At 73.1% G+C, this 12,939-nt stretch carries 11 protein-coding genes; 8 read left to right on the top strand and 3 right to left on the bottom strand.

The window, feature by feature from the left end:
- The first annotated feature begins 8 nt into the window (after positions 1–8).
- The 5 genes from O7601_RS10490 (at position 9) to O7601_RS10470 (ending at position 6,575) form a co-directional block, all read left to right on the top strand.
- A complete protein-coding gene (locus tag O7601_RS10490; protein ID WP_281565981.1) occupies positions 9–1,262 on the top strand; it encodes a cytochrome ubiquinol oxidase subunit I in 1,254 nt (417 codons plus the stop codon).
- 10 nt (positions 1,263–1,272) lie between these two features.
- The gene (gene cydB / locus O7601_RS10485; RefSeq protein ID WP_281565980.1) at positions 1,273–2,280 is read left to right on the top strand and encodes a cytochrome d ubiquinol oxidase subunit II; all 1,008 of its coding nucleotides are present in this window, start codon (positions 1,273–1,275) and stop codon (positions 2,278–2,280) included.
- Positions 2,277–3,950 carry a thiol reductant ABC exporter subunit CydD gene (cydD, locus tag O7601_RS10480; RefSeq protein ID WP_281565979.1) on the top strand — a complete coding sequence of 558 codons (1,674 nt, stop codon included), beginning with the start codon at positions 2,277–2,279 and terminating at the stop codon, positions 3,948–3,950. Before cydB ends, cydD begins: the two co-directional genes overlap by 4 nt.
- Complete coding sequence (gene cydC, locus O7601_RS10475; RefSeq protein WP_348650246.1) at positions 3,947–5,836, top strand: thiol reductant ABC exporter subunit CydC; 1,890 nt, start codon at positions 3,947–3,949, stop codon at positions 5,834–5,836. The genes cydD and cydC overlap by 4 nt, the downstream gene beginning before the upstream one ends.
- 67 nt (positions 5,837–5,903) lie before the next feature.
- Positions 5,904–6,575, top strand: coding sequence for a permease prefix domain 1-containing protein (locus O7601_RS10470; protein ID WP_281565978.1), 672 nt, complete (start codon positions 5,904–5,906; stop codon positions 6,573–6,575).
- A 4-nt stretch (positions 6,576–6,579) separates the two neighbouring features.
- Here the strand turns inward: O7601_RS10470 and O7601_RS10465 are convergent, their stop codons facing one another.
- On the bottom strand, positions 6,580–6,921 hold the full coding sequence (locus tag O7601_RS10465; protein ID WP_281565977.1) for a helix-turn-helix transcriptional regulator: 342 nt from the start codon (positions 6,919–6,921) through the stop codon (positions 6,580–6,582).
- 79 nt (positions 6,922–7,000) lie between these two features.
- Between O7601_RS10465 and O7601_RS10460 the strand changes: the two genes are divergently transcribed.
- The 3 genes from O7601_RS10460 (at position 7,001) to O7601_RS10450 (ending at position 11,778) form a co-directional block, all read left to right on the top strand.
- On the top strand, positions 7,001–8,023 hold the full coding sequence (locus O7601_RS10460; protein WP_281565976.1) for a DNA primase: 1,023 nt from the start codon (positions 7,001–7,003) through the stop codon (positions 8,021–8,023).
- A gap of 40 nt (positions 8,024–8,063) precedes the next feature.
- Positions 8,064–10,412 (top strand): transposase, encoded by a 2,349-nt coding sequence (locus tag O7601_RS10455; protein WP_281565975.1) that lies wholly within the window; start codon positions 8,064–8,066, stop codon positions 10,410–10,412.
- A gap of 148 nt (positions 10,413–10,560) precedes the next feature.
- Positions 10,561–11,778: an ABC transporter substrate-binding protein gene (locus tag O7601_RS10450; protein ID WP_281565974.1), complete on the top strand. Its 1,218-nt coding sequence runs from the start codon at positions 10,561–10,563 to the stop codon at positions 11,776–11,778.
- A 98-nt stretch (positions 11,779–11,876) separates the two neighbouring features.
- Here O7601_RS10450 and O7601_RS10445 read toward each other — a convergent pair whose 3' ends face one another.
- Positions 11,877–12,470, bottom strand: a complete 594-nt coding sequence (locus O7601_RS10445; protein WP_281565973.1) for an ATP/GTP-binding protein — start codon at positions 12,468–12,470, stop codon at positions 11,877–11,879.
- A gap of 1 nt (position 12,471) precedes the next feature.
- Complete coding sequence (locus tag O7601_RS10440) at positions 12,472–12,849, bottom strand: DUF742 domain-containing protein (RefSeq protein ID WP_091634396.1); 378 nt, start codon at positions 12,847–12,849, stop codon at positions 12,472–12,474.
- Positions 12,850–12,939: the final 90 nt, after the last annotated feature.

Below are 12,939 nucleotides of genomic sequence, written 5' to 3'. Positions count from 1 at the left end.
GAGCCGACATGGACGCCCTGCTCCTCGCTCGTCTGCAGTTCGCCACGACCGCCTCGATCCATTTCCTCTTCGTGGCTGTCACGCTCGGCCTGGTCACCCTGCTGGTCGGGATGCAGACCGCCTGGGTGCTGACCGGCAACCATCACTGGGAGCGGCTCACCCGTTTCTGGGGCCAGCTCTACGTGATCAACTACGTGCTCGGCATCGCCACCGGCATCGTGATGGAGTTTCAGTTCGGGTTGAACTGGAGTGGACTGTCCCGCTACGTCGGCAACGTGTTCGGCGCGCCGTTGGCGATCGAGACCCTGGTCGCCTTCTTCCTGGAGTCGACATTCCTCGGCATGTGGATCTTCGGCTGGCACCGGCTGCGCCGCGGCACGCATCTCGCACTGCTCTACGGGGTCGCGATCACCGCGTACGCCTCGGCTTTCTGGATCATGGTGGCCAACTCCTGGTTGCAGAACCCGGTCGGCTACGAGGTACGCGACGGCGTCGCCCACCTGACCGACTTCGCGGCGCTGCTGACCAACCCGGCCCTGTGGATGGCGCTCGGGCACGTGGTGTCGGCGGCGCTGCTCACCGGCGGGCTGCTGATGGCGGCGGTCAGCGCCTGGCACCTCAACCGGCGTACCGCCGACCATGCGCTGTTCCGCACCTCGCTGCGGATCGGGCTGGTCACCGCCGCGCTGGCGATCACCCTCGTGCAGGGGTTCGGCTTTGCCCAGTTCGGGCCGGTGGGCGGGGTACAACCCACCAAGTTCGGCGGCAACCCCGAAGCCGACACGCTGATCGCCGACTGGACGGCCAGGTTCGGCCCCGGCGACTACCTACCTCCCCCGCTGTCCAGCGTCGGGCTCGGCTTCATGATCCTCATCGGTTTCGCCCTCGGCCTGCTCTGGCTGCTCGTCCCACTGCTCTGGCGGGACTGGATCATCCGCCTCCGGTTCCCGCTCTGGCTGATCATGCTCACCCTGCCACTGCCGTTCGTGGCGCTGATCCTCGGCTGGATCGCCCGCGAGGTCGGCCGCCATCCCTGGGTGGCGTACGGGCTGCTGCCGGTGGACCAGGCGGTCTCGCCGATCAGCCCGTGGCTGATGGCGACCTCGTTGGTCGGCTTCACCCTGCTGCTCGGCACGCTCGCCGTCACCAACTGGACGCTGCTCGCCCGGCACGCCGCCCGGGGTGCCGCCGACCCCGCGCTCGGCCGCCCGCCGGCCCAACCACCGGCCGACGAATCCCGTCCCGAACCCGCGTTCGTCTGAGGAGCCCGAGATGGAACTCGCCTGGTACGCCTTGCTCGGCCTCTTCTTCGCCGGCTACCTGGTGCTCGGCGGCTACGACTACGGCGTCGGTCTGCTGCTCGCCCGTGGCGCCGACGCGCCGCGCCGACGCGCCGCCCTCAACGCGGTCGGACCATTCTTCCTCGGCAACGAGGTGTGGCTGGTGGCCGCCGTCGGCATCCTGTTCGGCGCGTTCCCCGTGCTGGAGGGCGAACTGCTCGCCGGCAGCTACCCGGCGGTGGCCGCCGCGCTCGCCGGGGTGATCCTGGTGACCGCCGGAGTGCAACTGCGTAGCCGGCCGGGCGGCGGATGGGCCCGGACCGCGTGGGACCGGGTGATCGTGCTCGGCAGCCTGCTCGCCGCGCTCGGCTGGGGCGTGGTGCTCGCTGGGCTGCTTCAGGGGGTGCCGCTGCGGGCCGACGGACACGTGGCCGGGGTGACGCACCTGTTCACCCCGTTCGCCGCCGCCACCGGACTGGCCGTGCTGGCAATGATCGTGGCGCACGGTGCGACCTTCCTCACCCTCCGCCTACCTACCGTAGAGGGCGACCGGGTTCGTCAGTTGGCTCGCCGTCTGCTCCTCACCGCGCTCGTCGCGGTCGGCACGGCCACCGCCATCGCCCTGCTCTCCGACCGGGTACGCACCGCCGCGCAGCGCCCCGCGGTCGGCGTACTGCTGACGGTGTTGCTGGTGACGGCCCTGCTGGTGGCGCGGGTGGCGCTCGGGCGGCGTCGGCCCGGCGTGGCCTTCGCCGCCACCGCGACCGCGCTCGCACTGCCGGTGCTGCTGGTCGGGGCGACGCTCTGGCCGTATGTGCTGGTGTCGACCGTGGAGCCGAACGCGTCACTGACGGTGACCGATGCGGCCGCCAGTGGGCCGACCCTGCGGCTGCTGGGCTGGCTGGCGGTACCGCTGCTGCCGGCCCTACTAGGCTTCCAGGCGATGTGCTGGTGGATTTTTCGAGGACGAACCGACGGCAGGGCACCGGTGTACTGGTGAGCCGCCGCCCCTTCGACCCGAGGCTGCTGCGCCGGGTCCCTGCGGCCCGACGCGACCTCGCCCTGCTCGCGCTGCTCGGCGTGCTCGCCGCCGGGCTGGTCGTGGCGCAGGCGACAGCCCTGGCCGTGCTGCTGGCCACGGCCTTCACCGGGCGGCTCGACCGCGCCGCGCTGGTCGGTCTGCTGGCCACGGTCGCGGCCCGCTCGCTGGTGGTCTGGGCGCAGGGCGCGGTGTCGGCGCGGGTGGCCGCCACGGTCAAGGCGGCGCTGCGAGCCGACCTGCTGGGTGCCGTCGCCCGGCACGGACCCGGCTGGGTAGCCGGCCAGCGGGCCGGGCAACTGGCCACGCTCGCCGGTCGAGGTCTGGACGCGCTGGACGCCTACTTCACCGGCTACCTGCCGCAACTCGTGCTGAGCGTGACCGTGCCGGTTGCGGTGCTGGGCCGGGTCCTCTTCGCCGACTGGAGTTCGGCGGTGATCATCGCGCTGACGCTGCCGCTCATTCCGATCTTCGGGGCGCTGCTCGGCTGGCAGGCCCAGGCCGCCACCGAGCGCCAGTGGCGGCGGCTCTCCCGGCTCGGGGGGCATTTCCTGGACATGGTGGCCGGGTTACCCACGCTGCGGGCGTTCGGCCGGGCACGGGCGCAGACCGAGGCGGTACGGCAGATGGCCGACGGGCACCGCACCGCCACCATGAAGACGCTGCGGATCGCCTTCCTCTCCGCGCTGGTGCTCGAACTCGTCGCCACCCTGTCGGTGGCGCTGGTCGCCGTACCGGTCGGCATCCGGCTGCTCGGCGGCGGACTGGCCCTACAGACCGCGCTGCTGGTGCTGCTGCTGACCCCGGAGGCGTACCTGCCGCTGCGGGCGGCCGGTAGCCGCTTCCACGCCAGCATGGAAGGGCTCACCGCGCTGGACGAGGCGCTCACCCTCTCCGGCGCGGTGCCGCCGGCACCGCCGGGTCGGGCGAGCCCGCTACCGGACGGATCCGCCGAGATCCGCTTCGAATCGGTGACGGTGGCGTACGAACGCACCACGGCGTTGCGCGACGTGACGCTGACCATCCGGCCCGGCGAGCGCATCGCGATCATCGGGCCGAGCGGCGCTGGCAAGAGCACTCTGCTCAACCTGCTGCTCGGCTTCGTGCGCCCAACCGAAGGCCGGGTCACCGTCGGCGGGGTCGACCTGACCGACGTCGACTCGGACGGCTGGCGGCGACAGGTGGCGTGGGTGCCGCAGCGGGCCCACCTGTTCGCCGCGTCGCTGGCCGACAACATCCGGCTCGGCACCCCCGATGCCACGCCTACCGCCCTCGCCGCCGCGGTTCGTGCCGCCGCGCTGGACGAGGTGGTCGCCGCCCTACCCGACGGGCTGGACACCCTGCTCGGCGAGCGGGGGCACGGCCTGTCCAGCGGCCAGCGGCAACGGGTGGCGCTGGCCCGGGCGTTCCTCCGGGACGCGCCGGTGGTGCTGCTCGACGAGCCCACCGCACGCCTCGACGCCACCGCCGAGGCGGTGGTGCTGTCGGCCACCCGCAAGCTGGTCGCCGGCCGTACCGGCCTCCTGGTGGCCCATCGGCCCGCGCTGCTTAGCGACGTCGACCGCATCCTTCGGGTCGAGGACGGCCGGGTCACCGAACTGACTCCGGTACCGGCCGGTGAGCGCGCATGAGCGAGCGCGACGAGGTGGCCATCAGCGACGGACGCCCACCCGAACTGGTTGTGCTGCGGTTGGCCCGGCCGTACCTGACACGCCTGATCGGTGCCGGGCTGCTCGCCGCGGCCACCGAGTTCGCCGGACTGGCCCTGATGGCGACCGCGACCTGGCTGCTGATGACCGCCGCCGGTCAGCCCCCGCTGGATCGGCTCACCGTGGCGATCGTGGCGGTACGGGCGCTGGCGGTGAGCCGGGGCGTGCTGCGTTACACCGAACGCCTGGCCGGGCACGACGCGGTGCTGCGCCTGGTCACCGATGTCCGGGCCCGGGTCTTCGACACCCTGGCGACCCGACGCGGTGAGCCGCCGCGCAGTGGGGACGCGCTGAGTCGACTGGTCTCCGACGTGGACGCGGTGCAGGACCTGCTGCTGCGGGTGCTCGTGCCGGCCGCCGCGGCCGGGCTGGTGAGCGTACTGGCTGTCGGGCTGACCGCGCTGGTCTCGCTGCCGGCCGCGCTGACGCTCGCCGTCGGGCTGCTGGTGGCCGCCGTCGCCCTGCCGGCGCTGGCGACCGCGCTGACCCGGCGGGCCGGCGCGGAGGTGGCACCCCTGCGCGGAGCGCTCGCCACCGACGCGATCGATCTCACCCACGGTGCCGCCGACCTGGCCGCCTTCGGGGCGACCTCGGACGCGCTGGCGGCTGCCGGTCGGCGGGCCCGCCGACTGGCACGGCTGGAGCGCCGACTCGCCGCGCTCGGCTTCGCCGTCGACGCGGCCGGGGTGCTGGTGGCCGGCGTCACCGCCGGGGCGGTGGTGTACGTGGCCCTCGGCGCAGGTGTGGACGGGGTGCTGGTCGGCGTCCTGGCCGTCGGCACCCTGGCCGCCGTGGAGATCGCTCTCGCGCTGGTCGGCGCGGCCCGTCAATGGACCGGACTGCGGTCCGGCCTGGCCCGGGTCGCTCAGCTCCTGGCACCGGACGACGCCGATTCGGGGACCGCCTGGATCTCCGCCGACCGGCGTCCGGCCGGCACCGCGAGCTTGCGCGACGCCAGCACGCCGGGCTTGCCCGACGCCCACCTGGCGGGCGGGTACGGCGCTGAGCCGGCCGAGACCGCCGAGAGCGTGACGGGACCGGTCGACACGGCATCGACGGTTCGGTTCGAAGCGGTGACGGTTCGGTACCGGGCCGGTGCTCCCGCCGCGCTCGATGGCGTCGACCTTGAGCTGGCACCCGGACGTCGGGTAGCAGTCGTCGGTCCCAGTGGCGCGGGCAAGAGCACCCTGGCCGCCGTGCTGACCGGCGCGGTGTCCCCCACCGCCGGCCGGGTCACACTGAACGGACGGGACGTGTCGGCGTACCCGCCCCAGGAGTTGCCCTACCTGGTCGGCGGGTTGCTCGCCGAGGCGTACGTCTTTCACGCCACCGTCCGGGACAACATGCTGCTCGGTCGGCCGAACGCGGACGAGGACGCGCTGCTCACCGCCGCCACCGCCGCCGGGCTGGCGGACTGGGTCCGGGATCAGCCGGACGGCTGGGACACGGTGGTCGGCGAGGAGGGCGGACAGCTCTCCGGTGGCCAACGGCAGCGTCTCGCGCTGGCCCGCGCCCTGCTCGCCGCGCCGGGTGTTCTGGTGCTCGACGAGCCCACGGAGGGTCTCGACCCGGCCGCCGCCGATGCGGTGCTGGCCAGCGCATCGGCCGCGACCGTCGGGCACTCGGTGCTGCTGATCACCCACCGGCTCAGCGGCCTCGCCGAACTCGACGAGATCGTGGTGCTGGACGCCGGCCGGGTCGTGCAGCGGGGCCGACACGCGGCGCTCGTGGCGACGCCCGGCTGGTATCGGGAGCAGTGGGTGTTGCAGCAGGCCGCCGAGCACGGCTACCTCGCGTTGTCGGGCTGATCCGTCGGGGCCGCCTCCGGGATGTCCCCGAGGCCGGAACGTCAGGCGGCATGGCAGGGTTGGGGCCATGCAGGTCAGGGATGACGTGTTGGTCGAGGAGCACCTGCGGCAGCTCGCCGGCCGGCTCCGTGGGCCACGCCGGCTGCGGGCCGATCTGATCACCGAGGCCCGGCACGGGCTGCTCGACGCCGCCGAGGCGTACCAGGACAGCGGACTGCCGGCGGGTGAGGCGTCGCGCCAGGCGGTTGCCGACTTCGGTACGCCGGATCAGCTCGCCCCGGCCTACCAGGCCGAACTCGCGGTGGCCGCGCTGCGCGGGCTGTCCCTGCGGGTGGTCGCCTTCGCCGCGACCGCCTCGATCGCCGGTGACCTGACCTGGCACGGATCGAGCTGGAGCAGCGGGCCGCGACCACCCGCCGGTTACCTGCTGTTGTCACAGTCGGTGGAGTGGATCTGGGCGGCTGCCTTCCTGCTCGGTCTGGCCGGGCTCGTGCTGGTCGCGGCCACCGCCCGCTCGGCTCGTCCCGCACTCACCGCGCTGGCGCGCGGCGCCGGTGTCGCGCTGACCGGGACCGCCCTGCTGGGCGCGGTGGCCGGGGCCGGGCTGTTCTCCTGGTCGATAGTGCTGTGGGACGCGGCCCTGACCTGGCCGCCGATGATCATCGGAATGGTCGTCGGCGCCACAGCCCACGTATGGCTGGGCAGCGCCGCCCGCACCTGGCTGCTGGCCGTCCGCTGACGGGTCAGCCCGCCGGGGTGGGTGTGGTGCCCGGGTCCAGAAAGCGGCCGACCGTCGAACTGAACTCACGCCACCCCGACCGCTGGTCGGCCAGCGCCCGCCGGCCGGTGTCGGTCAACTCGTAGGTCCGCCGTTCCCGCCCGTTCACGGTGCTCCACGCACTGACCACGTGTCCGGCCCGCTCCAGCCGTCGCAGCGCCGGGTAGACGGTGCCGGTGGGCAGGTCGAGGCGACCGTCACTGCGCGCCCGCAGGGCCTCGATGATGGCGTAGCCGTGCAGGGCCCCCCGCTCCAGCACCGCCAGGAGCAGGGCGTCGAGGTGTCCGTGCAGCGCCTGGGCGTTCATGCGTAGACACGCTACTTGTTATCCGCGTGGTGAGCCATCGGGGTGCGGCCAGCGGTTACCGAGCGCAGCCAACTAGGGTATGTGCCCAGAGTCACTCACCGGCATCAGCGCCGGGGGTGGTAGCCCGACGCACACGGAGGTCACCGTGGCACGCCAGTCGCCCCAACGGCCGGACGCCGACGAGCCCGAGCTCGATGACACGACCGGCACCAGCGAGCCGGACGTCGCCGAGCCGGCCGACTCCGCGCCCGACGTCGCCGCGGCGGAGACCGCGAACCGCGCGCTCTGGGACGAGCTGCGGATAGCTCCGGTGGAGATCGCCCTGGCGGCCGGCACCGGCTTCACCCTGCGCGCGTACCGGGCGGCTCGCGAGCTGACCCCGACCGACGTGGCCGAGCGCGACGCCGACGACCCCTTCCTCGCCCGCCGGCAGGTCGGCCCGGCCGAGGGCCACGACGACGACGAGGAGGAGGGCGACGTTGTCATCCTCGACGAGGACGTCGCCCGGGAGTTCGCCGAGAGCGAGGACGAGGAGAAGCAGGCGCAGCGCGGCGACGACGCCACCGAAGACGACAAGAAAGACGCGGACGAGGTCACCGCGGACGAGGCCGGTGACGAGGAGGTGCCGGTCTTCCTGACCCACAAGGGCCGGCTGCTGCTGTTCAAGACGCCCGAGTCGCTTGTCAGTTTCGTCCGTTCCGGCGCACCCAACGATCTGTCCCAGCTGGACAGTTGGGATGAACTGTCCGAACGGGTGGAACCGGCCGACATCGCGCCGCTGGACGATGACGTCTACGAACTCGACCTCGTCGTGGAGAACCTCCGCGGCGGGCACGACACCTGGGACCCGACGCTGCTCATCGAGGCCGGCGAGGTCGCCCGCGACCTGGCGTACGCCCTGCGGCTGCCTGCGGTGCTGGACATGCTCTCCACCGGCTCCAGCCTCGACGACCTGGACGAGGCGCTACGGGCATCGGTCGGCGGCGGCATCGGCGGCTTCATGGGACGGCGTAGGCTGAAGAGAATCGGGGCACAAACCGCAAGTCTGGGTTGGCGGACCATTGTCGGAAAGATCTCTGCGGTCGTGGACTGGCGCGACTGACCCGCACCAGGGAGCATCAGTCTCTGGCAGAGAAAGCCCTGTGTCCCGGGAGGAGGACGACGCCGTGGCGCTCGTGCGCGTGTACTGCGGTCTGACCTCGGCGGACCCGGCCGACCGACCGGTCTCGACCGGATCGGCGCTGACGTCCGCTGTGGTCGACGACGCAGGCCGTCTGCTGCATGTCTGCGAGATCGGCGACGACCCGACGGGCTACGCCCGGCTGGTCACGCTGCTCGTGGAACGCTCGGGCGGGCCGAGCGGTGCGGCGATAGCGGCCGACAGCGACGACCACACCATCACCTCTCTGCTCAGCGCCGCAGGTCGCCCGCTGGCGATCGCCGACGACGACTCCGTCGACGACTTCGCCGAACGGTTCGCCGACGACGACTCGCTGGAGGAGATGCAGTCCCCGCCGGCCGTCCGGCGCGCCGTCGGTCTGGCCCGGGCGTTGCAGGCCGGGGCTCTGTCGGCGGTGACCCTGCCGGCTCCCCGTGACCTCGCCGGGTACAAGCAGGTCCTCGCCGCACACGCCGCGCTGGCCAGCGGTCGGCACTCCGCCGCAGTCGCGCTGCGTGAGGTGCTCCGCGAGCTCTACCCGGCCGCGTTGCGCGCCTACCCCGATCCGGCCGAGTCGATCCCGCTGGCCGTACTGGACGCACTGCCCGAGCCGGGCATGCTGACCGACGCGGCCGGCCGGGGCCGCGACGCCGCGGTCACCGCGGACGCCGTCACCGCACAGCTCACCGCCGAAGGGGCGGGGGACGCGGAGGCGATCGACGAGGCCGTCACCGCGCTGCGCGTCGCCATCTCCGAGACCCCACGGCGGGCCACCGTCAACCGGGCACTCACCTCAGCCGCCGCGGAGACCATTCGACAGGCGGTCGCCTCGGTCCGGGCCTGTGACGCCGGCTGTGCGGCGCTCGTCGGTGCGTTGCGCGCCCGTACCGCCGGCCCGACGGCGGCGCCCGGCCGGCGAGCCGCCGCGCGCCGCGGCGAACAGGTCGGCGAACTGTCGGCGAGCGTGCCCGGCATCCAGACCGGCCTGCGGTCGGTGCGCCCCAGCGGCCCTGAGCCGGCCGGTGGCCGTCGCAGCCGGCCGGAGCCGGTGCCGGGCAACGCCCAGCCGGCCTCCCCGCGTCCACTCGGCCCACCGCCGGTGGCGCCCGCGCCGGTGACGCCCCCACCGGTCGCGCCCGCGCCGGTGACGCCGGCCGCCGCGGCCGGCCCGCCCGCCTCGCCGTCGCGGGCCGAGTCGCAGCCGTCCTGGGTGGACGGCCCGACCAACCGGCCAATCTCCGCGCCGCCGCCACCGCCCCCCGGCATCACGCCGATCGCACCGACGCAGCGCGGTTCGATCCCGCCCGCCGAGGCGGGCGAGCCGTTCCGGCCGACCCTGACCACGGCGGCGATCAACAACGCCCGCGCCGAGCGTCAGCGCACGGTCATCCCGCCCCGGCCGAAGACGAACGGCGAACCACCGACACCGACCGGCGGATTCAGCGCCACCGACCTCAGCGTCCCGGTGCCGGCGCCTCGTCCCGAGCAGGAGAAGACCGCGCCCCCGGGAGCCCGCTCGAACTGGCCACTTGTCAACAACCCGGAGCACCCGGCCGACACCTCGCCCCGCAATCCGGTCGTCAGTTCGTACGACGACCGTGGTCGGCGCGCTGCCCCCGAGCCACCCACCGACCACGGTGCAGACCGCCGGGTCACCCCGCCGTGGCTCGCCGACGACCTGCCGCCGGAGCCGCCGGTACTGCGGCTGGTGGAGCCGCCGCCGCTGGCCGACCGGGCGCTGCGCAACGGGGCCCAGCCGCCACCGGAGACGCCGCCGCTACGGCTCGTCGACCGCAGCGGCACCGAACGCGGCAACCGGGGTGCGGAGCGGTCGGACCTCCCACCGGCCCGCCGTGCGGCGGAACCGCCGGTCGAGCACCGGCCGCCGCCGGTCTCCGACGAGGGCGATGGCGATCTGCTGATCTTCGCGCAGGCCCGTTCCGCCTGGTTCGTCGGGCACGGCGAGGAGGCCGACCTGGACTGGTCGACCACGGCCGACACCGGCTGGCAGGCCGCCGAGCAGGCGGCCCGTCCCGCAGTTGGTGCCGAGACGAACGCGGGGCTGCCCAAGCGCGTACCGCAGGCCAACCTGGTGCCCGGCTCGCCACTGCGGGAGGAGCGTCCGCTGCGGATAGTGCGCGACGCCGCCAGCCTGGCCGAGAACACCACCGGATACTTCCGCGGCTGGCGTCGGGGGCAGGAGATCGGTGGCTTCGCGGTCGGTGGTCGTCCCGGGCGGGAATCGGCCGGCGGCTGGGACTTCAGCCGCGACACCGGTGACCGCGACGACGATCGGGAGTACGAGTACCGCTCCGCCGGCTACCGTTCCTGACCGCGCCGCAGTGCCGCTGGTGGGCTGATCCAAGCCCCCTCACCTGCGTGTTTCTGCCCACACCCGGATAATTTGACGTCGGGTCGGCAGGGCCGGAAGCATACCCGCGGAACATCCGGCGGCAGTTCGCCGGGCGGAAAGGCGACTCATGGCGACACCGGTAACCGGCCCATCCGTGGTCACTCGACGCGGCGTACTGGCTGCGGCGGCGAGCACCCTGCTACTGAGCGCCTGCGGGCGTGACGGTGGCCGGGAGGACGCCGTCGCCCGGCCCACTCCGGGTCATGAGCTGGTCGTCGGCGCGACGCTGGAGCTGAGCGGCCCCGGTGCGGCGCTGGGCGTGCTCCAGCAACGGGCGCTGGCCATCAGTGCGGCGGCCCTCAACGAGAAGGGCGTGGCGGTCGGCAACCTCCGCCGGACGGTACGCGTCGAGGTGCTGGACAACCGCAGCGATCCCCGGCTGGCTGCCCGGCAGGCGACCGAGTTGGGCCGCCGCGACGACGTGCACGCCCTGCTCGGCACCACCCTGGCGGAGACCTCCATGTCGGTCATCGGGGTGGCGCAGAAGCTCCGGCTGCCGTTCGTGTCGTTGGCGTTCGGTGACTCCATCGCCGTGCCGCTGGCCCAGCGGGCCTACGTCTACAAGGTCACCCCGGACGCGGCAGACGTGGCGCGGCGGCTCGCCCAGCTGATCAGCTCCGAGGGGCTGCGCCGGGTCGTGGTGCTGGCCGAGGATGGCCTGCACGGCGACTCGGGTGTCCGGGCCATGCGGGGTGCGCTGCGCACCGCAGAGGTGGACCTGGCCCGCACCGTACGGCTGCCGGCCGGCAAGGCCGGCGTGGCCGGCGTGGCCGAACAGGCCGTTGCGGCCGGCGCGGACGGCGTGGTGGTCTGGGCCACCGCACCCCGTTCCGCTACCGCCGCACGGGCACTACGCGCGGCCGGACATGACGGCGAGTTGTTCTTCGATGCCGGGGCGGTGGCCGAGGAGACCCTGGACCGTTCCAATCTGCCCGCCATCGAGGGCGCCTACGCGGTCCACCCGTCCTCGCTGGGCGGCTCCACCATCGCCAACAGCAGCGCCGCCGGGCGCGCCTACCGCGACCTCGTGTCGGCGTACATCCGCGCGCACGGCGCCTATCGCGGCTTCGCCCCGTACGCCTCGGACGCACTGCTGCTCATCAGCATGGCGGCCCGGTCGGCCGACAGCGTGGACCGTGGTCGACTGCGGGCGTACCTACAGAACCAGGTCACCGATGGCCTGGCCGGGATGTACTCGTTCACACCCATCCGGCACAGCGGCATGGACCGCCACTCCCTCGGGGTGTACCGCGTCGACGGCGGTGCCTGGAACCGGCTCAGCTGACGACGGTGGGTGCCCGGGAAGGCACCCACTCACATCACCGGTCACCGACCAGCGTCCGGTGACGACGGTGGCCGTCACCGGACGCTTGGCACCGAGCGTCAGGCGGGCGCGACGGCCCGGGAGCGACGCATCGTGAGCACGTACTCGACAAGCGAGATCAGTACGTGCTTCGTCGACTCCCGGTTCCGGGCGTCGCAGGCCACCACCGGCACGTCGCCGGAGATGGCGAGCGCATCCCGGACGTCCTGCGGATCGTGGTACTGCATCCCGTCGAAGCAGTTGATGGCCACCAGGTACGGCAGCCGCCGGTGCTCGAAGAAATCGATCGCCGCGAAGCAGTCGGCCAGCCGGCGGGTGTCCACCAGCACGACCGCGCCGATCGCTCCCCGCACCAGCTCATCCCACATGAACCAGAAACGGGTCTGACCCGGCGTACCGAACAGGTACAGGATCAGGTCACGATCGATCGAGATGCGGCCGAAGTCCATGGCCACCGTGGTCGTCGTCTTGCCCGGCACCTGCCGGGTGTCGTCGACGCCGACTCCGGCGGAGGTCATGATGGCCTCGGTGGTCAGCGGCGTGATCTCCGAGACCGAGCCGACCAGCGTCGTCTTGCCGACGCCAAATCCACCGGCGATAACGATCTTCGCCGAAGTCACGCGCCCGCTCGGGGCCGGCGGCCGGTGCGACATGTCAGAGCCTGCGAAGTCCACTCAGCACCCTCTCCAGCAATTCAGTGCCCACCGCGTCGTCCGAGTCGTCCAGGATGGTCGGCTCGTGGACCGCGACCAGGCCGTCCGTCGCCATGTCGGCGATGAGCACCCGGGCCACGCCGAGCGGAAGCTGCATCCGCGCCGCGATCTCCGCGAGCGACTGCACGCGTCCGTCACACAGCGCGGCGATGTACTGGTGCTCACGGCCTTGGCCACCATTGCCAGTGGCAGCGGCCCGACCGCGCACCGTCGTCTCGACCAACGCCTCCAGGGCGATGTCGAGGCGGGGACGGGTACGACCGCGGGTCACGGCGTATGGACGGACCAGCGCGCCGGTCGGCTCGTCACGATCAGCCATGTTGCCGCTCACCTCCTTCGTACCCGGCACCGGTTGGACCGGTGCTACCCGTCGTATGCAATGTTGTCGCCCCGCCTGCCCCCACCGGCC

Origin of the sequence: Verrucosispora sp. WMMD573 (genome assembly GCF_027497175.1) — a bacterium.
GTDB lineage: Bacteria > Actinomycetota > Actinomycetes > Mycobacteriales > Micromonosporaceae > Micromonospora.
Note: the sequence above shows the minus strand (reverse complement) of the source record. Positions and strands in the feature narration are given on the sequence as shown.

What these genes read in the sequence shown, in the direction of transcription:
- O7601_RS10450 (WP_281565974.1), top strand. Translation starts at nt 10,561, where the DNA reads ATGGCGACACCGGTAACCGGCCCATCCGTGGTCACTCGACGCGGCGTA.
- cydB (WP_281565980.1), top strand. Translation starts at nt 1,273, where the DNA reads ATGGAACTCGCCTGGTACGCCTTGCTCGGCCTCTTCTTCGCCGGCTAC.
- cydC (WP_348650246.1), top strand. Translation starts at nt 3,947, where the DNA reads ATGAGCGAGCGCGACGAGGTGGCCATCAGCGACGGACGCCCACCCGAA.
- O7601_RS10465 (WP_281565977.1), bottom strand. Translation starts at nt 6,921, where the DNA reads ATGAACGCCCAGGCGCTGCACGGACACCTCGACGCCCTGCTCCTGGCG.
- O7601_RS10470 (WP_281565978.1), top strand. Translation starts at nt 5,904, where the DNA reads ATGCAGGTCAGGGATGACGTGTTGGTCGAGGAGCACCTGCGGCAGCTC.
- O7601_RS10440 (WP_091634396.1), bottom strand. Translation starts at nt 12,849, where the DNA reads ATGGCTGATCGTGACGAGCCGACCGGCGCGCTGGTCCGTCCATACGCC.
- O7601_RS10460 (WP_281565976.1), top strand. Translation starts at nt 7,001, where the DNA reads ATGTGCCCAGAGTCACTCACCGGCATCAGCGCCGGGGGTGGTAGCCCG.
- O7601_RS10490 (WP_281565981.1), top strand. Translation starts at nt 9, where the DNA reads ATGGACGCCCTGCTCCTCGCTCGTCTGCAGTTCGCCACGACCGCCTCG.
- O7601_RS10445 (WP_281565973.1), bottom strand. Translation starts at nt 12,470, where the DNA reads ATGTCGCACCGGCCGCCGGCCCCGAGCGGGCGCGTGACTTCGGCGAAG.